We start from the raw sequence: 19,295 nt of genomic DNA on the forward strand, positions 1-19,295 counted from the left end.
AAAGAAAGGAGGAGTAATAATGACAGCACGGCATACTTATGATATGACTCCTCTTGGTGATTCAGCGATTGTGGTGACCTTTGGTAAGGAAATCAATGAGGACACACTGAAAAGGATTAAGGGATTCATGAAATCTCTTGAGGATCATCCATTTGCAGGTTTCATAGAATGTGTTCCGGCTTTTCTGAATGTCACGGTTTTTTATGATCCGGTTCATGTCTATACAGAACGCAAAAAGAAACAGACAGGTGCTGAAACCCTTTATGAAACAGTACAGCAAACGCTGGAGACAAGGCTGAGCCGGGAGACTGAAGTGCATGAATTTAATTCCAGGACGATTGCCATACCTGTATGTTATGGAGGGAAGTATGGCCCTGATTTGGGGGATGTGGCCAGGCATAATGGCTTAACAGCGGAAGAAGTGATTGAGATACATTCGCAAGGAAAGTATCTGGCCTATATGATTGGTTTCGCTCCAGGATTTCCATTCTTGGGAGGAATGTCTAAGAAGATTGCAGCTCCGCGCCGTTCTTCCCCGAGAAAATCGATTCCGGCAGGCTCTGTAGGCATTGCAGGCGAGCAGACAGGGGTTTACCCGATTTCCACACCGGGAGGATGGCAGCTGATCGGCAGAACTCCAACTGCCTTATTTTTGCCTGATGAGAACCCGCCAAGCCTTATACAGGCAGGAGACTATGTCGAATTTTATCCTATTACTCCCCGCCAATATGAAGAAGCCTTACAAAAGGGGGAGAAGGTATGAGCATGAAAATCCTCAAACCTGGGCTTTTGACAAGTGTCCAGGATCTGGGCAGAAGCGGATATCAGCAGCATGGCGTAATCGTCAGCGGCGCTATGGATTCTTTTTCGCTCAGAATGGCAAATATTCTGACGGGAAATCCGGAAAATCAGGCTGTGCTGGAAGTCACGCTGATCGGACCGGTCATTGAAATCGAAAAGGACTGTCTAATTTCCGTAACAGGAGGCGATTTATCCCCCGCTGTTGACGGCTGTGAGCTGCCTATGTGGAGACCGGTGTTTGTAAAAAAAGGTTCCATTCTTCAATTCGGCCTTTGCAAATCAGGCTGCAGAGCTTACATTGCGGTATCAGGCGGTTTTAAAATACCTGAAGTAATGGGAAGCAGAAGTACATACTTAAAAGCGGGAATAGGCGGATTTAAGGGAAGAGCTCTTCAAACAGGCGATCGGCTGAATGTCTATCCATCTGCTGCAGCTGACATATATATTGAAAGAATGCAGAAAGCGGGAAAGGCAGCAGCTGACTGGGCTGTTCGCTATTCGGAATTTCTGCCGATTGGTCACGAACCGGTGATTCGTGTGACTGAAGGCAGACAATTCAAGGATTTTACGGAGGAGAGCACTCAGCTTTTTCAAAGCAGCAAATTTACCATATCCAATCAATCAGACCGAATGGGGTATCGGATTTCGGGTCCTGAGCTGAAACGGATAGATGAGAAGGAGCTTTTATCAGAGGCAGTGTCCTTTGGATCGATTCAGGTTCCTTCAGACGGCAATCCAATCATTCTGATGGCAGACAGGCAGACAACAGGGGGATACGCGAAAATTGCTCAAATTCTTTCGGCTGATCTGCCGTTAATTGGGCAGATGAGACCTGGCCAATCCATGCGGTTCGCTCTCTGCTCTTTGGAGGAGGCGGAACGTGTATTGATTGAACAGGAAAATAAGATAAGACTGCTTAAAGCAGCTATTTCTTTGAAACTGAAAGGATAAGAAACCCTTCATCATGGCCATGAGAGGACCTGAACTAACTATTTCTTCACACTTTCCTTTTATCGTTTGTTAAAATGGAAGAAAAGTATGATTAGAAGAGGTGTTTAGGATGGGAATGGTTAACAGGACGCTGCTTGATTCTCTTGGAATTAAAATTACTGAGCTGGAAAAGGGGAGAGTCGTTGGTACAATGCCTGTGGATGAAAGGACTTGGCAGCCGTTTGGACTTCTCCATGGAGGCGCATCGGTTGCTCTGGCAGAAACCGTTGCCAGTTTAGGCGGTTTTGAATTAATTGATCAGGAAAAACAGGCCTGTGTAGGAATCGAAATCAATGCAAATCACTTAAAAGGAAAACGCTCAGGTATAGTGACAGCAGAAGCAAATATCCTGCACAAGGGAAGAACGACAATGGTTTGGGATATCAAAATTAGGGATGAACAAAATCGATTGATCAGTGTGTCCCGCTGCACTCTTGCAGTGATTGATAAGCCGGAATAGCCTATACAAATAGAAAAAGGGGTTCAGAATGATGATTCTGAACCCCCTTTTTCTATTTGTACGCTAATCTTTTTCTTCTTTCTCCTTACTTAAATCATCTTCCACACTTCTGTCCCACATTTTCACCCCGGAATAATAGGCAGATCTGCTTAAAAGATGGCCTGCTACAGGGCTGGTCAGCAAAATAAAGAAGACGGCAAGCAGAACCCGCGAATTGAAGTGACCATGTTCGTAGTAAAAGTATAGGAAAGTACCGAGCAGGATGAACATGATTCCTAATGTAGTGCTTTTACTGGCTGCATGGTTGCGTGTATAAACATCAGGGAGCCGCAAAATACCGAAAGTGGCTACCAAGATTAAGAAAGTGCCAAGCAGAATAAGGATCATGGAGACAATTTTAAAGGTCTCGTTCACGTTCTATGATCTCTCCTTTCTCAAGAAACTTTGCAAAAGCAATGGTTCCAATGAAAGCTAGAATTCCGAGCAGGAGGATCGCTTCGAGAAAGGCATAAGTGTCCAGCACAATTGAGGTGAGTGCCACAATGGCGATTAAATTGATTCCAATTGTGTCGAGCGCTATGATTCGATCCTGCATAGAAGGACCTTTAACCAATCTGTATACCAAGCATAAAGTAGCAAGAGAGATGGCAATTAAAGCGATTTTTAAAATAAGATCAAACATTATCTGCTCACCTCCATAATAGCCTTTTCAAAGGAATTTTTGATACTGTCAATGACTTCTCTTTTTTCAGCAATGTCAACAGCATGAATATAGAGAATTTTATTATCTAAGGAAACATCTACTACAAGTGTCCCAGGAGTCAGGGTAATAAGATTAGCCAGGGTAGTGATTTCCCAGTCTTTAGTAAGCTCGGTTTCCAAAGCGAAAATCCCTGGGCGGATATCAAGTCTTGGTTTCAGGACAAGCTTAGTGACACTGATGTTAGATAAAATAAGCTCTTTGAAAAAAATGAGAATGAGCTTAATGATCGCAACAATTCTTCCTAAATAGAAGGGCTGATTGAAAAAATTTCTGCAGGCCAGCATGATTAAGAAACCTAAAATGTAGCCTACGGCAAACGTACTTAAATGATAATCACTTTTTAAGAACATCCAGATGAATGCAAGAAAAACATTCAATAATAATTGAAAGGACATATCATTACTCCTTTAATACGGCATCAATATAGATTTGCGGATCCAGCAGTGTATCAACGGCTTGGGAGATATAAGGGTAAACAGCTTCGGTTCCGACACCATAAATAACGGACAGTCCAGTCAGGGCGGCTGCCGGAATGAAAAGTGCCCAATCCTTTTCTTTCACCTGCAGCAGAGTCTCTGAAGGTTTCCCCCAGAAGCCATACATGAATATTTTAAAGACAGAGTAAAGCACCATTAAACTTGATAACAAAATGACAGCAAATCCGATATAGGAATCTGCCTCAACAGCTCCCTGCAAGATCAGAAGCTTTCCGGTGAAGCCGCTGAAGGGAGGAATTCCAGCCAGTGAGATGGCGGCTATGAAATAGGTCCACGCAAGATAAGGATTTTGCTGTATAAGACCGCCCATTTTCCGGAGGTCGGCTGTACCGCTTGCTTTAATCATCATTCCGATCAGAAGGAAGAGTGCCGCTTTGATCAGCATATCATGAATGATGTAAAAGATGGCGCCGCCTATAGCTGCCTCATTCATCAGTGAGATACCGTAGGTAATGACACCCACAGCAATGACAATGTTATAGAGGATGATTTTCTTTACATCCCAATAAGCAAGGGCGCCGATAACTCCGGCGATGATAGTCAAGATGGAAAGCCCCATTAATAGTTGGTGTGTAAAGCCCTGATCATGATAAAAGATAACGGTATACGTTCGGAAGATGGCATAGATCCCGACTTTTGTAAGCAACGCTCCGAATAAAGCAATGACGGGAATAGGCGGTACATAATAAGAGCCTGGCAGCCAGAAGAATAAAGGAAAAATAGCTCCCTTCAAGCCAAATACAATAAGCAGGCAGACCGCTATCACAGAAAATATTCCTGGCTGGCCGGCTTCTGCAATCCGCTGACTCAGCTGAGCCATATTCAAGGTACCGGCGGCTGAATACAGAAAGGCAACCGCAATAACAAAGAACGCAGATGAAAGGACATTGACGATTATGTATTTCAATGATTCTCTCAGCTGAGGTCTGGTTCCTCCCAGAACTAGGAGGACGTACGATGCCATCAGCATAACTTCGAAGAAAACAAACAGATTGAAGATATCGCCTGTTAAAAAGGCGCCGTTTACTCCGACAATCAAAAATTGAAGCATAGGATAATAGTAAAAGGATTCACGTTCTTTACCAATGGACCGGAATGAATAAAAAAGAATCGCAGTCACTATTAGATTGGTTGTTAATACTAGCAGTACAGCTAACATGTCGGCGACAATGACGATTCCAAAAGGTGCCGACCAGCTTCCTACTTCCAATGTCATAACGCCTAGATTATGAACTGAGTAGATGAGAACTCCTGAAATCCAAATTCCAATAAGAAATGAAATTGTGGAGAGAATTCTTTGAATTCGCGGCTGCTTAGAGAAAAATACTAGGATAATGCCTGTTAATAAAGGCCATAAAACAGGCATGAAGACTAAGTTACTCATGAGTATCGTTTCCTTTCAACTGCTCCATGTCATCTGTCCCCAGTTCTTGATACGTTCGATAGGCGAGAACCAGCAAAAACGAAGTGACGCCGAAGCTGATTACAATTGCAGTCAGTATTAATGCCTGCGGGAGGGGATCGGCGTATGAATTGGCTCCTTCACCTAAAAGCGGTACTGATCCGCCTTTCAATCCCCCCATGGTTAAAATAAGCAAATGAGCTCCGTGGCTTAATAGCGATGTACCTATAATAATGCGTAAGATACTTTTGGAAAGCATTAGATAGGTAGCGCACATAAACAAAATACCGATAACGGCTGCCATTACGATCTCCATTATTCATCATCATCTCCTATCGTTTGAATAATGGTCATTGTTACACCGACCACAACCAGATAGACCCCTAAATCGAACAGTACGGCAGAATGCAAGGAAGTATGGCCTAACAGCGGCAGATCAAAGTATCTGTAGGCGTGGGTCATTAAAGGAAGATCAAAAAATATTGAACTGGCCACTGTGCCGGCTGCGATAAACAGACCGACAGCCAGCACGATTTTATAATCAAAAGGAAGTATTCCAGCAACGGTTTTAATATCATAAGCCAATAATAGAAGCACAATCGCCGCTGAAGTCATCAGCCCGCCGACGAATCCGCCCCCGGGAGAATAATGTCCCCCAAAAAAGATGGAGACGGAGAAGAGCAGAATGATAAAAACAGCGACTTTCGTTACAGTTTGGAGAATTAAGTCATTCTTTCTCACAGTTATTTGTTCCCCCTTGTCAGCCTCAGTTTTATCATAGCGAAGATACCCAAGGCAGCGATTCCGAGAACGGCGATTTCAAACATTGTATCGAGACCGCGGAAATCAACAAGGATAACATTGACTACGTTTTTGCCGCCCGCTTCTTTGTATGCATTTTCCAAATAGAAACTGGAAATCGGAGCAAAAAATTTCTGGCTTTGGGCAGACAGGGCCACTAAAGCAACCACAAGACCGACGCCGATTGAAATGACAGCATTATTCAGCTTGAAGGTCATCCGTTCTTCTTTTCGGCTGGCGAGCTTTGGTAAATGATAAAAGCACAGAAGAAACAGTGCGACAGAAATCGTTTCAATAACGAGCTGAGTTAAGGCAAGATCCGGAGCTCGGAAAATGACGAAAAACAAAGCAACCGTATAACCGACTGCACCAAGAATAATGATGGACGTCAAACGGGATTTAGCAAATAAAATCGATATTGAACCAATAATCATAACCAAGGCCAAAATAATTTCATACACTCCGATTGGAGCCGTATTTTCCGTATTCATACGAAAAGCACCTTTGTGGTAAAGCGAAAAAGCCATCATCAAAATAAAGAATGCAAAAATATAGATTAAGTAAGAGCGGATGGAACCTTTCATGACAGCTTTCGCAATAAAACCGGATCCATTGTTTACCATTTTCAAGATGGAATCATATAATGCATTTAAAGAAAAACGTTCCGGAACGATATGGTAGATGCTGTTCCATCTAGACAGTGACAGATACAAAAGAATGCCCAGCACAATTACTCCGATGGTCATCCATACTTCGGTTCCAAAACCATGCCAGAACGAAATATGCACATGCAAGTGGTCTGCCGCAGGCTGGATGCTGGAAACAGCCGGCTCAATAAGCGTTGTTGACAAAATGTTCGGGAAGAGACCGAACGTGATAACGAGTGCTGCAAGCACTATGGGAGAAATAAGCATCCCGATCGGCGCTTCATGCGGTTCCTTCTCTAGCTTGTCCAGCTGCGCTTTCCCTGTAAAGGTTTTAAACAGCAGGATCATACTGTAAATAAAAGTGAAAATACTGGCAATCCAGGCTGCAGCAGGGAAGAGATAGCCCCACGTTTCCATATCAAATATGTTCAGGTTTACTACATTAACCATGCTGGTGAAAAACATTTCCTTACTAAGAAAACCATTAAATGGCGGAAGCCCGGCCATTGAGAAAGCACCGATAACCGTGATGGTAAAAGTAACGGGCAGATAGGTCATTAATCCGCCGAGCTTTCGTATATCCCTGGTTCCTGTTTCATGATCGATTATACCTGCGGCCATAAAGAGACTGCCTTTGAAGGTCGCATGGTTGATCAGATGAAAAACGGCTGCAACGGTTGCCGCCATATAAAGCTGGTCGTCCAGTCCATCATAATGGAGTGCGGCAGCCCCTAAGCCAAGCAGTGACATGATAAGTCCAAGCTGACTTACAGTTGAAAAGGCAAGAATTCCTTTCAAATCAGTTTGTTTAACAGCAAAGAAGGAACCCCAGCATAAGGTGAGAAGCCCGGCTATCGAAACAATCCAGAACCAGAGCTCTATTTGGGCAAAAATCGGACTGAGCCGGGCTACCAAATAGATTCCTGCCTTAACCATAGTAGCTGAGTGCAGGTAGGCACTTACCGGTGTAGGAGCTTCCATTGCATCTGGGAGCCAGATGTGGAAAGGAAATTGTGCCGATTTCGTGAAAGCACCAAGTAAGATAAGCAGCATGGCAGGAATGAATAATGAATGACTTGTCCATGATCCTGATTCCGCAATTAAGGCCCGGATGCTAAAGGTCCCGCCCATTAATCCCAGCATGACGAAACCACCGAGCATGCTTAAACCGCCAAATACAGTGATCAGCATGGACTTTTGGGCACCGTTTCTTGATTTCTCCCTTTCATTCCAATAGCCAATCAGCAAGAAAGAAGACAAACTGGTGAATTCCCAGAACATATAGAGAACAATCAGGTTATCAGAAAGGACGATTCCAAGCATGGCACCCATGAATAAGAGAAGGTACACATAAAATTGATTGAGTTTCTCTTTTTCTTTCGATAAATAGAAGATGGAATACAGGATAACAAGCGATCCAATTCCAGTTATCAATAAAGCGAATAAGAGCCCTAAACCGTCAATATAGAAATCAATGCCAATATCAAGAGTTGGGATCCAAGAAACATTTTCTCTTATCGAATCCCCCATGCTTGTTACAGAGATAAATTGAAAGAAATAAATAAAAAGTAAAACTGGCAGAACAAGGACAAACCATCCCGTATGTATTCGGCCGACCCTTTTGTATAACAAAGGCACTAGTATGGCCAGTATAAAGGGCGAAAAAATAGCCCAATGAAGTATAGACATAGACTCCCTCCTATTTTTTTTTGTTCCGATTGTTTATCCATATATTGTGTGCCTTTGGGAAGAAATTATGAAAACAACCAAGAATAAAGCAAGACCCGCTATTTTATTACCTGTATAGACAGCTCTCATTATTAAAGGCTTTATTTTGTAAACTTGGATGCAGCCTGAGCAAGAGGAGCCATCACTATTTCATGGATGCTTAGCTTTCTCTCTAAGATACTCCCTCCTTTTAGAGCAAAGTTATTTAAAAACATGCTCTCTTTACAGCCTTATTAAAAGTATAACGTATAAAAAAATAGTTTGCATGATTGGCAGGCCGCTAGATGGCCGCCCTTTTAAAATTTATTAAATAGGTAGAAACATAGCGATTTTTGTTTAAAATTTTTTTGTTTATTCATGAAAATAACCATTATTTTTGAAAAAAAACTTAATATTTATATTCTTTTATCTTCAGACGATAATATAACCATAAAGAATAAAAATGGAGTTTAGTGATGAAGAATACATATTTAATTGGTTATTTCCCTTTATTTTCTATATTGTTGTTCAGTCTTTCGTTTGCGATTTACGGTGAGTCACAGGTGCTTATATGGTTTGATAAATTAGGAGTTTATCAGGGCATGCTTGAGTTCTTTTCTGAAACAGGAATTAAAGTATCTTTATTAATCGTTTTCCTGCTGATTTTCTTTATGCTGTTTTCTGCTCTGAAGTTAATTTCAGATACGAATATTGAATTGTCTTTATTGTTTTTTTCAAAGGAATCAGAGGGGAAATCTTTAACGAGCTTCCGATTGGGAGCTGTCATTTATGTATTGGGCGGGGCTGTTTGTTTGATGAGTGCTGCCTCCATAATAGGGATGGTCTGTATCTTTCTTTTGACGAATTTGATTGCCTTTTTTTATTTTGTATATAAGGTGAGCGGCAGTCTTGGTCTGGCGGGGATTGTCGGGGTGATTTTCTTTCATATCTTCTTGTGGTCCGCTTTTCTGTCTATTGTAACGTATACAGCAGTTAAGCTATACAATGGTTTAATGGCAAGCTTGCCTATATAAAAACAGTCCGGCTTATGAAAGGAGGACTGTTTGAGGTGTATGTGCAGGAACAGTATTACTGATTTTCGCTTCAGGGGCTCGCTTTCCGCGGGCGGTCCCGGGAGCTTCCTCGCCGCGGGCTCCTGCGGGATCTCCCATGGACTCGCTAATACCGCAGGAGTCTCGCTCCTTCCGCTTCAACGATAAAAAGTCACAAATCTTCTATAGATCTCAACAAATTAGTGTTATGAAAGAGGAGAGCAGTATTACTGATTTTCGCTTCAGGGCTCGCTTTCCGCGGGCTCCTGCGGCTTTCAACAAAGTTAAAGGCTATAAAAAAAAGCAGAACCATAAATGAATGAATTCTGCTTGTAACCTCAGTATGAATAGCGAAGCTTTCTTTCCTTTGTCCTGCTTATTGCCGGCCGTTAGTGAGAGCAGGCATCTTCACTTTGCGGCCGCTTGGCTGATTTGTTTCCAGGCTGCCATATGCGGAGCGGAGGAGTATATGGACTGAAGGGTCGCTGGTGTGTCCTTTCCCATCCAGACTCCGGTTGTATAGTCTTCCGTTAAACCGACAAGCCAAATATCTTTAATGTCATTTGTTGTTCCCGTTTTTCCTCCAATATAGTCTGAAGAATAATAGGCTTTCTTGGCTGTTCCGGCGACCATTGTTTCATGGAGAAGCACTCTCATTTTGCTCACAGTGTCTTGACTCCAAACCCTCACAGGCTCTTCTTTCCATTCATAAATCGTTTTGCCTTTCCGGTCTGTGATTTTACGGATCGCATGGGCAGGCTGATATAAACCATTATCGAAAGAGGTGAAAGCATCTGTTAGCTCAAGGGGACTCATCCCATAGCGAAATCCCCCAATGCCGGCAGTCAGTCTGTAATCTTCTTCATCTACCATTTTAAATTGGAAAGGCTGAAGATAGCCAAAGCTGGTTTTAACTCCGGTCCGTTCCAGAAGCCGGATGGCAGGTGTATTATATGAGTTGGCAAATGCCTTTTTAAGTGATACCATGCCGTATACTCCGCCTCCATAGTTTTGGGGGCAGAATTCTTGTGTACAATAGCGCCCGCCGCTGACAAGCTGGGAAACAGGGGCTTCCGTTTTTTCAAAGTATGGGGCATAATCCAGCAGCGGCTTGATGGCTGAACCAGGCTGTCTATAGCTTTGGTAAGCACGGTTAAAAGAATTTTTTTTATAATCTTTTCCCCCAATCAAAGAGACAAGCTGGTGCGTATGATGCTGTATAACCACTGAAGCACCCTCAATATCTGAGTGCTGCAGCCTGCTCTGTATGGCTTGCTTGGCTGTTGTTTGAAGTCTGATATCCAGTGCAGTATGGATATTGACGCCAGAGTTTAATAGCTGGGAAACTTTATCATCCAGCTGCTTTTCAGCGAGATTCCTCTCTTGACTGTTCTTGGAAGCAAGCTGCTTGGATAGGCCCCCCTTCTGGGCGACCAGTTTTTTAAGCTCATAGTGAACATATGTCACATAATCTGGATATTCATCCTTCTTCTGCTGAAGCTGCAGCACGATTTTCTCTTTGACCAATTGCGAGTACTCTGATTTGGACAGCTTTCCTTCCTGCTGCATTTGCAAAAGAAGACGTTCTTGCCGCTTCTTGGTCAAATCAAAACGCTTTAATGGGTTATACAGTTCAGGGTTATTCGGAATAGCTGCAAGAAAAGCAAGTTCAGCAGGAGTTAATTCCTGGGTCTTCTTGCTAAAGTAAAACTGTGATGCTGCTTCGATTCCATAAACGCCATTTTGGAAATAAATAGTATTGATATAGAGACTGAGAATTTCCTGTTTGGACAAGACTCTCTCCAGTTGGTAAGCATAAAGCAGTTCAGACAGCTTCCGATTATATGTTTTTTCTGTATTTAGATAAATATTGCGGGCCAGCTGCTGTGTAATGGTACTGGCGCCCTGTTCAATGGAATCGCTTTGGGAATTGATAATCAATGCCCGGCTTACAGCTGATAGGTCGATTCCGGCATGGGAGTAGAATTTTCGGTCTTCACTGATGATGAATAGGTCTTTTAAGAAAGCAGGTATTTCCTGATCCTCAAGCATGATCCGCTTTTGTTCCAGGCTGATCTCGCTGATAACTTGTCCATTCCCGGCAAGGATCTGACTTGTTTCGGGAAGAGAGAGTGTGGAGGGAGATATTTTCTTATCCAATTGGTCATTCAGGCTGACTGACTGGGACCATTCCTTCAGGGTTAGATATATAAACACGGATAAAATGGGAATAAATGTGCCAATCATGAGGAAACCAAGAACCTTACGCATAGTCCAACTTCCTTACTAATATATTTTTAATATGTGTGAATACATTCTATGATAAAACTTTTGACATATGAACCTATCATAATTCAAAATCACATCCATATAAAGGAATATTTTCATGGTTAAAAGGTCCTTGTTTTTTAAAAAAGATGACTATGAATTTTAAATATTCTGTTATAATAAAAAGCACTTAATTAAAGATTTTCCAACATGAATTTAATCGAAATGGAGGGAGAAAGATGACAGAAGGACAGTATTTGTTCATTGATTTTGAATTTACGATGCCAGAAGGAAAAGCCAATCCGGCTGGTTTTTATCCTGAAATCATTGAAGTTGGCTATGTACTGGTCAAAGGCGAGACGGTGATCGAACAGTTTTCCTCCTTTGTTGCTCCATCGGCCTTTCCATCCTTGAGCGAGCGGTGTAAAAAATTTTTGAACATATCCCAAGCACAGGTTGAACAGGGAATACCGCTTGAAGAGCTTGTCGCCGTGCTGAGCAAACATGATCACAATGGCAAAACAGCGATCGTTACATGGGGAAATATGGATATGAAAGTTTTGAAGAAGAATTGTTATAAAGCCGGCTTGGAATTCCCGTTCAAAGGAAAGCAAATTGATTTGTGTATGGAATACAAACGCTTTTTTGGGGATCAAAATCAAACGGGCTTATGGAAAGCGGTACAGGCCTATGGGAAAGAGGGGACAGGCAAGCATCACCGGGCGCTTGATGATGCGCTGACCACCTATAATATATTCAAACTGGTGGAAAAGGATAAAAGCTATATGGAGAATTATGAACCGACTACTATTGGGGATCGGGTCGATTTATCAAAGGTGATGAACCAGCTGGTTCTATAAAAGCCAAATCATGATGGATGATTTGGCTTTTATCATGGAATTATTTAAAGTAATCTTTCTCTAATTCTTCGATTTGCCTGAGACTCATTTGGTTCCACTCTGTGTCCTCAGCCGTCAGTTTTCCTTTCATTTTTGCAACGGCAGCTTTCAATGATTCTTCGTATTCTGGTATCTCTTCTGTGTATGGTTTAACCATGTTTAGAGGGACGTTTGTTTGTTCTCGATAAGCCAGAGCACGTCTTTGATGAAACATGGATACATCCGTCTGTTTAGGATTGTGCAGATCTCCCTGCATGGGATGATTGATGACAGCGAGAATCTTCACCAGGTAGGCAGAAGGTTTGATGGCTGTTACTTCGCCGATATATTTCCCCGTTTTATAAAATGCCTGGACTGTTTGGCCGATTTGAATCGTTTCTTCTGACATATGTATTCCACCTTTCTATTTATGTCCATCATACATAAGCTTGCAGGAATTTTACAATAAACCAGCCTGATTTCCAAAAGATGATTTTTAAAGGGAAATCGTGTAAAGTGTCAAATGTAGGTTAACAATGATGAAGTAACAATTATGGTGAAAAGGAAAGGCAGGTTAGTCAAATGACAAATTATCCGCAATTATCGGCTGCAGTGGCTGAAAATGAAAAAGCTGTCATCATGCAGACAACAATGGGGGATATTCATATTAAATTGTTCCCTGAAATCGCTCCTAAAGCAGTAGAAAATTTTCTTACACATGCTGAAAATGGCTATTATGAAGGAATCATTTTCCACCGAGTCATTCAGGACTTTATGATTCAGGGCGGAGATCCTCAAGGAACCGGAATGGGAGGACAAAGCATTTGGGGAGCACCTTTTGAAGATGAATTCTCTATGCATGCTTTTAATCTAAGAGGTGCCCTTTCCATGGCAAACGCAGGCCCTGGAACAAATAGCAGCCAGTTCTTTATCGTACAGGCACCCCATGTTGATGTCCGGATGGGTGAACAAATGAAACAGGCTGGCTATCCTGAAGATATCATAAAAGCTTATATGGAAAAAGGCGGCACACCTTGGCTTGATCATAAACATACAGTATTCGGACAAGTAGTTGAGGGGCTGGACGTTGTTGATAAAATTGCTAATGCAGAAACAGCAGCTGGTGACAGACCCGCCGAGGATATTGTTATTAAAGGGATTAAATTGGTATAAGAAGAAGGAAGGCAATCGCCTTTCTTTTTTTATTGCCTGATTTTCTAGTCTCTTGTTATCTGAATTGTTATAATAATGGAAATGGCAAGTAAAAGGGGGGACGTGCTGAATATGGCTTATCAGGCTAATTTGGCTTTATTTCTATATTTTCCTGAAGATAAAACAGAGTATATTCCCGCCGCAATCACCTGCATCATCTTTCTGCTTGCTGCAGTGGTGACAATGAAGCTGATTATGAATTATTCAAAAAAAGAAGAGCAAAAAACCAAACTAATAGAAGAACAGATCAATAAAAGATACCGTCATCAAAGAAAAAAACGCCATGAATAAACTTCGATTGGATGTTTACAGCTTTATTAGCTAAAAACAATTTTCAAAGTCAGTAATCCAGATTAGGAAACAGTAGAGAGTCAGCATACTTTCAAAGCAGGCAAGACAGGAAACGCTTTCTGTATGCGCTTCCTTTTGAACTCTGCGATAAATGTATGCTTTTTAGAAAGGTTATATGGAAAACGGGGGAACCCATTGGATGAAAGCGAAACAGAACCGAAAACTATCACTTCGGCATAAAATCTTAGGGCTGGTCATGACATTAAGTCTGCTCCTGATCATATTGTTAACTGCTTTTTATGCTTATATGGAAAGTCAGCAAATCAAGGAAGATAAGGGGAGGCTTGCCTTAGAAATATCCAAAACCGTCTCTTTTATGCCGACTGTTATTCAAGCGTTTGACAGTGAGAACCCATCAGCTGAAATTCAGCCTCTTGCAGATAAAATCCGAAAGGAAACAGGAGCCGAATTTATTGTGGTTGGAAATCTGGATGGAGTTCGTTATTCACATCCGGATCAAACTCAAATTGGGAAAAAAATGATGGGCGGTGACAATGACCGGGCTTTTGCCGGTACTTATTATATATCTGAGGCTCAAGGATCGCTCGGTCTTTCCTTAAGAGGAAAATCTCCCATTTTTGATAAAGAAGGAAAGGTGATCGGCATCGTGTCGGCCGGATTTCTTGTGGAAAAGGTGAACGGCCAAATTATGAAGGATCTATCGAGAGAGCTTTTATTTTCAGCAGCAGCAGTTCTTCTTTCCTTCATCGGCAGTGCTCTTCTTGCGAGGAACATTAGAAAGGAAACAATGGGACTGGAACCGTATGAAATTGCCAATCTATATCTAGAGAAAAGAGCGGTACTGCATTCCGTAAAGGAAGGGATCATTTCTATTGACGCAGGAGGAATGATTACCAGTATGAATATGCCTGCTAAAAGACTGCTTGGCATTCATGAACGGGTGCGCAGTTTGAAGGTGGATGGCCTGTTTCCATCCGGTTTATTATATGAAGTATTGAAAACGGGGAATCAAAAGGCCGATCAGGAATTGGTTTGGAAAGATAAAACGATTATCGTAAACGGCACACCTATATATGGAGAAGGCAAGATCCAGGGGGTGGTTGCCTCCTTTCGGGATAAGACAGAGCTTGAACACATGGTGAATACCCTTTCTGAGGTAAGGATGCATTCAGAGGATTTAAGAGCTCAAAACCATGAATTTAAAAATAAACTGTATGTGCTTTCAGGACTGCTCCAGCTGGGGGAATATGAGGAAGCTATTTCCATGATTCAGCATGAAACGGAGGAACTGCAGCATATAAATGAAATTTTGTTTGAGCAGATAAGAGACCGAAAAATCCAAGCCATTTTATTAGGTAAATTCGGTAAGGCATCTGAGAAAAAAGTAAATTTTGAAATGGATGCCGAGAGTTTTTTAGAAGAGCTTCCCGCCCATATATCCATTAGCCAGCTTATCCTTATTCTTGGAAATCTGATTGACAATGCATTTGAGGCAGTAACAGAAAAAGAGGAGCCGCATGTCACATTTTTTGCAACAGATATCGGTGAAGACATCATTTTTGAGGTGAGTGATAATGGGCATGGAATATCTGATGAAGAGAAAAGCTCCATATTTCTAAAAGGATTCTCTTCCAGGGATAAAGAAAGTCCCAGTGGATATGGTCTCTTTAATGCAAATAAAGCTGTACGGGAACTGAAGGGCGTTATTGAAGTGCAAAGCTCTCAAAATGATGGGACAGTCTTTACCGTATATCTGCCGAAAAAGATGGGGAGGGGAATGGATGAAGAGAATCAGAGCAGTGATCGCTGAGGATGATTTTCGTGTGGCCGGCCTTCATGAGAAGTTTTTAGGAAGATTCGGGGAGATTGAAGTAGTAGCTAAATCACTGACAGCCAAGGAAACCTTGGAAGTGCTGGAAAAGGAAAGGGCTGATCTGCTGCTTTTAGATGTATATATGCCGGATGAGCTTGGATCTGATCTTCTTCCTGTTTTAAGAGAAAGGTTTGAAGAACTGGATATTATTATGATTACAGCGGCTGCTGATAAAAAGGTTCTTTCTAAAGCATTAGGATATGGAGTGGAAAATTTTTTGATTAAACCTGTATCCATCGAAACGTTCAATCAGGCTATACAGGATTATTTGAATAAGAAAAGGCTGTTGAGTTCTTCTAAAGAACTCAACCAGCAATTTGTGGATGATTTATTTAATCATGCTCCCAAAATGAAAGAAAGGGAGAAAGAGCTGCCGAAAGGAATTGATCCAATTACGTTGAAAAAGGTAATAAAGGTGTTGGAACAAACAGCGGGAGGCTTATCTGCCGAACAGGCAGGAGCCCTGATAGGAGCCTCGAGAACAACCGCCAGACGATACTTGGAATACCTGATATCTGTACAGTTATGCAAGGCAGAAGTAGAGTATGGAATCGGACGTCCTGAACGTAAATATATGAAAAGAACTTCTGTAGAGGCGTGAAGTAACACGCTTCTTTTTATGTGAACAAAATAAACAAAAGATGCAAAATGGTTTTTAAAACGTTTATTTTGAAAACGCTTACAAATACATTCAATTCATGTAAAATCCAAGTAACAGATTGAAATAGGAGGGATTTACATGCTCGCATTATTAGGTTTCTTAATGATTCTGGTATTCATGTTCCTGATTATGACCAAACGGCTTTCTGCCATGATTGCGCTGATTCTTGTTCCAGTGATTTTTGCCTTGATCGGGGGATTTGGGAGCGAAATGGGGCCGATGGCGCTGGAAGGCATCAAGAGTGTGGCACCGACCGGAATCATGATTTTATTTGCTATTCTGTATTTCGGAATTTTAATAGATGCGGGAGTTTTTGATCCAATCATTCAAACGATTCTTAAAATCGTGAAAGGGGATCCGATGAAAATCGCCATTGGCACGGCTGTACTAGCACTAATGATTTCTCTTGACGGAGACGGAACAACAACTTATATGATTACGATATCAGCCATGCTTCCTCTGTATAAACGGATTGGCATGAAACCGCTGATCCTCGCAGGAATTGCTGTTTCAGCTTCGGGAGTAATGAATCTGCTTCCATGGGGAGGACCGACAGCAAGAGCGATGACTGCTTTGAATCTGGAGATGTCAGATATTTTCACTCCAGTTATCCCGGCTATGATTGGCGGAGTGCTTTTTGTACTATTCATGTCCTACTGGATGGGCAGGAAAGAACGAAAACGCATTGGAATCATTACAGTCGATTTTTCTTCTTCTCCGCTTCAGGCAGCAACTGCAGAGGATGTGTACCTTAAGAGACCTAAACTGATTTACTTTAACTATGCCCTGACTCTTCTGCTTTTGGTCGCGCTTATTTCAGAATGGCTTCCGGCGGCAGCTCTTTTCATGATTGGGTTTGCGATTGCCATTACGGTTAATTATCCGCGGATGGAGGAGCAAAAAGAGAGAATTGCCAATTATGCCGATAATGCCTTGTCTGTCATTTCCATGATTTTCGCAGCGGGGATTTTTACAGGCATTCTTTCTGGCACAAAAATGGTTGATGCCATGGCCAATTCTATGATCACCCATATCCCGGATGCACTCGGAGTTCACTTCCCAGTCTTAACGGCTTTAATCAGTGCACCATTCACCTTTTTCATGTCGAATGATGCCTTCTATTATGGAGTGCTCCCATTGATTGCGAAAGCGGCAGCTGCTTACAATATTGATCCTGCTTTTATCGGGCGTGCCTCCTTACTGGGACTTCCGGTTCACTTGCTCAGTCCTCTTGTTCCATCTACCTATTTGCTGGTAGGAATGGTCGGAGCGGACTTTGGAGAGCTGCAGCGCACCTTTTTAAAATGGGCCTGCGGGTCGACCCTTGTCATGATTGCCGTAGTTGTTGTCCTTGGTATCATTCCTTTATAAATCTGCTTTAACTGAAAAGAATTCCCTATAGACCGCCACGTATATTAAAAATAGAATGGAGGTAACTTTCAGATTACGTTAAAAAGAGAGTTGGCTGAAGCGAAACACCTTGAGCGGAAATCAACACCCATTTTAGAAGATGGAAATATCAAATTCTCTGTGGAATTTGATATTTTTATTTTTGTCCTGGTTTCTATGTGCTTCGACGGAAAAAATTTGCATCTTTATTTAAGGTGAAAAATTTCCTATACTGTATACAGATAGAAATAGAATAGAAAGTTTAATAGGGGCGGGAATGTTATGCAAATAGTAGCGAAACAGAAGCTTGCATCAACAGAGGTGCACCGTTTTTTTGTCAGCCACTGGAATGGTTCAGAGAAGGTCAATTCACAGGGGATATACAATTACGCGGAACTGGATGGCTTCGCCGTGCTGAATGAACAAGGATTTATTATTGGGCTGGGGACCTATGTATTAAGAGATGATGAACTTGAAATCGTTACACTGGACAGTGACGAATGGCGGAAGGGGATAGGCACTTCTCTTCTGCATGTCATCGAAAATATTGCTTATGAGCAGGGATGTAAATCGATCAAGGTCGTTACAACGAATGATAATTTAGATGCTCTGAAATTTTTACAAAAACGGGGTTACTCGATGGATAAGATCGTGAAGGATGCTGTTGCGGAATCCAGAAAGATTAAACCGGAGATCCCTTATTACAGTCCTAACGGAATTCCGATTAAGGATGAAATGATATTAACTAAACAGCTGTAACAAAAGATGTAAAAATAAGAAGGGGGAAGTATATATTGTTTAAAAAAATGGCTTCAGATGTATTGGGATTAAGCGATATCGGCAGTGTCATCAAACCGGCTGATTATGACAAGGTGGACGCTGATGATTATATTATGCATGAAGATGAAGAAAAAATTTATTTCCTCATTAAATCCAAAACGGATGAATACTGTTTTACAAACCAAGCCTTTATCCATTTAGACGGAACGAGCGCTATAAGCAAAAAACGGACACTAAGAAGATATCATTACAGTAAGTACAGAATATCGGATGTATCCCTTGAAACAGCAGGAACGGTTGACCTCGATGCAGAAATTAAATTCAAAATCGGTGAAATGGATTTCTCTATTGATGTGCATAAGAAGTTCATTGAAGAGCTGAAGGATCTATTCAAGTCGCTTATTAAGATTGCTGAAATTTGTGAGGAGAACGAATTCTCCCTGCAATATGCCGAGAAAAGCATCCATCTTGCAGCGGATACTTTGAAATATATCAGGTCTGACGAACATAAGCTAGGCGGACAGCTGGCTGAATTAAACAGCGTGGCATTCGAATGGCTGATGGAAAGCCGTGAGAAGTATCATGTCAAAGATTTCGGTTATGTGTTTGAAAAATATATAAATAATTAAGGGTTTTCTGTGAGGCTCGGCCGGTAACACAGTCAAGCATAACTGAAACAGAAATCCCGTGCATTAAGCAAATAAAAATCAAATTGCTTTGTGGAATGGTAATGAACCCACAAAGTTAGAGTTTATATTATGCAGCTAAATTGGCTGGTTTAAGTTCGGTATTGCACTTGGAC

At 41.7% G+C, this 19,295-nt stretch carries 21 protein-coding genes; 12 read left to right on the plus strand and 9 right to left on the minus strand.

The window, feature by feature from the left end; all coding sequences use genetic code 11:
* Positions 1-19 precede the first annotated feature (19 nt).
* The 3 genes from pxpB to BQ4305_RS15625 all read left to right on the plus strand — a co-directional run bounded on the left by pxpB (position 20) and on the right by BQ4305_RS15625 (position 2,251).
* Positions 20-763 (plus strand): 5-oxoprolinase subunit PxpB, encoded by a 744-nt coding sequence (gene pxpB / locus BQ4305_RS15615; RefSeq protein ID WP_110928628.1) that lies wholly within the window; start codon positions 20-22, stop codon positions 761-763.
* Complete coding sequence (locus BQ4305_RS15620) at positions 760-1,752, plus strand: 5-oxoprolinase subunit C family protein (RefSeq protein ID WP_110928629.1); 993 nt, start codon at positions 760-762, stop codon at positions 1,750-1,752. Before pxpB ends, BQ4305_RS15620 begins: the two co-directional genes overlap by 4 nt.
* A 115-nt stretch (positions 1,753-1,867) precedes the next feature.
* Positions 1,868-2,251, plus strand: coding sequence for a hotdog fold thioesterase (locus BQ4305_RS15625; protein WP_407640169.1), 384 nt, complete (start codon positions 1,868-1,870; stop codon positions 2,249-2,251).
* 63 nt (positions 2,252-2,314) lie between these two features.
* Here BQ4305_RS15625 and mnhG read toward each other — a convergent pair whose 3' ends face one another.
* The 7 genes from mnhG to BQ4305_RS15660 are packed head-to-tail and all read right to left on the minus strand — an operon-like array spanning position 2,315 to position 8,050.
* Entirely contained in the window at positions 2,315-2,665 is a 351-nt protein-coding gene (gene mnhG / locus BQ4305_RS15630; protein WP_110928631.1) for a monovalent cation/H(+) antiporter subunit G, read from the minus strand.
* Positions 2,649-2,933, minus strand: coding sequence for a Na(+)/H(+) antiporter subunit F1 (locus BQ4305_RS15635; RefSeq protein ID WP_110928632.1), 285 nt, complete (start codon positions 2,931-2,933; stop codon positions 2,649-2,651). Before BQ4305_RS15635 ends, mnhG begins: the two co-directional genes overlap by 17 nt.
* A complete protein-coding gene (locus tag BQ4305_RS15640) occupies positions 2,933-3,409 on the minus strand; it encodes a Na+/H+ antiporter subunit E (protein WP_110928633.1) in 477 nt (158 codons plus the stop codon). Before BQ4305_RS15640 ends, BQ4305_RS15635 begins: the two co-directional genes overlap by 1 nt.
* A 4-nt stretch (positions 3,410-3,413) precedes the next feature.
* On the minus strand, positions 3,414-4,895 hold the full coding sequence (locus BQ4305_RS15645) for a Na+/H+ antiporter subunit D (protein WP_110928634.1): 1,482 nt from the start codon (positions 4,893-4,895) through the stop codon (positions 3,414-3,416).
* On the minus strand, positions 4,888-5,229 hold the full coding sequence (locus BQ4305_RS15650; RefSeq protein ID WP_110928635.1) for a Na(+)/H(+) antiporter subunit C: 342 nt from the start codon (positions 5,227-5,229) through the stop codon (positions 4,888-4,890). The genes BQ4305_RS15645 and BQ4305_RS15650 overlap by 8 nt, the downstream gene beginning before the upstream one ends.
* A complete protein-coding gene (locus tag BQ4305_RS15655) occupies positions 5,229-5,654 on the minus strand; it encodes a Na(+)/H(+) antiporter subunit B (protein ID WP_110928636.1) in 426 nt (141 codons plus the stop codon). Before BQ4305_RS15655 ends, BQ4305_RS15650 begins: the two co-directional genes overlap by 1 nt.
* A gap of 2 nt (positions 5,655-5,656) precedes the next feature.
* Entirely contained in the window at positions 5,657-8,050 is a 2,394-nt protein-coding gene (locus BQ4305_RS15660) for a Na+/H+ antiporter subunit A (protein ID WP_110928637.1), read from the minus strand.
* Positions 8,051-8,544: 494 nt separating this feature from the next.
* Between BQ4305_RS15660 and BQ4305_RS15665 the strand changes: the two genes are divergently transcribed.
* On the plus strand, positions 8,545-9,102 hold the full coding sequence (locus BQ4305_RS15665; protein WP_110928638.1) for a DUF5366 family protein: 558 nt from the start codon (positions 8,545-8,547) through the stop codon (positions 9,100-9,102).
* A 426-nt stretch (positions 9,103-9,528) separates the two neighbouring features.
* Here BQ4305_RS15665 and BQ4305_RS15675 read toward each other — a convergent pair whose 3' ends face one another.
* Positions 9,529-11,391, minus strand: coding sequence for a transglycosylase domain-containing protein (locus BQ4305_RS15675; RefSeq protein WP_110928640.1), 1,863 nt, complete (start codon positions 11,389-11,391; stop codon positions 9,529-9,531).
* A gap of 236 nt (positions 11,392-11,627) precedes the next feature.
* On the opposite strand from BQ4305_RS15675, the gene kapD reads away from it, so the two are divergent.
* Entirely contained in the window at positions 11,628-12,248 is a 621-nt protein-coding gene (gene kapD / locus BQ4305_RS15680) for a 3'-5' exonuclease KapD (protein WP_110928641.1), read from the plus strand.
* Between the two features lie 40 nt (positions 12,249-12,288).
* On the opposite strand, the gene BQ4305_RS15685 is transcribed toward kapD, so the two are convergent.
* On the minus strand, positions 12,289-12,675 hold the full coding sequence (locus BQ4305_RS15685; RefSeq protein WP_110928642.1) for a kinase-associated lipoprotein KapB: 387 nt from the start codon (positions 12,673-12,675) through the stop codon (positions 12,289-12,291).
* A 173-nt stretch (positions 12,676-12,848) separates the two neighbouring features.
* Here BQ4305_RS15685 and BQ4305_RS15690 point away from each other — a divergent pair, with 173 nt between their 5' ends.
* The 7 genes from BQ4305_RS15690 (at position 12,849) to BQ4305_RS15720 (ending at position 19,122) form a co-directional block, all read left to right on the plus strand.
* Entirely contained in the window at positions 12,849-13,439 is a 591-nt protein-coding gene (locus BQ4305_RS15690; RefSeq protein ID WP_110928643.1) for a peptidylprolyl isomerase, read from the plus strand.
* Positions 13,440-13,550: 111 nt separating this feature from the next.
* On the plus strand, positions 13,551-13,769 hold the full coding sequence (locus tag BQ4305_RS15695; RefSeq protein WP_110928644.1) for a hypothetical protein: 219 nt from the start codon (positions 13,551-13,553) through the stop codon (positions 13,767-13,769).
* Between the two features lie 199 nt (positions 13,770-13,968).
* Positions 13,969-15,600, plus strand: coding sequence for an ATP-binding protein (locus tag BQ4305_RS15700; RefSeq protein ID WP_110928645.1), 1,632 nt, complete (start codon positions 13,969-13,971; stop codon positions 15,598-15,600).
* Positions 15,572-16,264 (plus strand): response regulator, encoded by a 693-nt coding sequence (locus tag BQ4305_RS15705; protein ID WP_110928646.1) that lies wholly within the window; start codon positions 15,572-15,574, stop codon positions 16,262-16,264. The genes BQ4305_RS15700 and BQ4305_RS15705 overlap by 29 nt, the downstream gene beginning before the upstream one ends.
* A gap of 138 nt (positions 16,265-16,402) precedes the next feature.
* Entirely contained in the window at positions 16,403-17,695 is a 1,293-nt protein-coding gene (locus tag BQ4305_RS15710; RefSeq protein WP_110928647.1) for a CitMHS family transporter, read from the plus strand.
* A 300-nt stretch (positions 17,696-17,995) separates the two neighbouring features.
* On the plus strand, positions 17,996-18,472 hold the full coding sequence (locus tag BQ4305_RS15715) for a GNAT family N-acetyltransferase (protein WP_110928648.1): 477 nt from the start codon (positions 17,996-17,998) through the stop codon (positions 18,470-18,472).
* A gap of 35 nt (positions 18,473-18,507) precedes the next feature.
* Positions 18,508-19,122: a PH domain-containing protein gene (locus BQ4305_RS15720; RefSeq protein ID WP_110928649.1), complete on the plus strand. Its 615-nt coding sequence runs from the start codon at positions 18,508-18,510 to the stop codon at positions 19,120-19,122.
* The last annotated feature ends 173 nt before the right edge of the window (positions 19,123-19,295 follow it).

Origin of the sequence: Bacillus massiliglaciei, assembly GCF_900098925.1 — a bacterium.
Classification (GTDB): Bacteria; Bacillota; Bacilli; order Bacillales; family DSM-1321; genus Peribacillus; species Peribacillus massiliglaciei.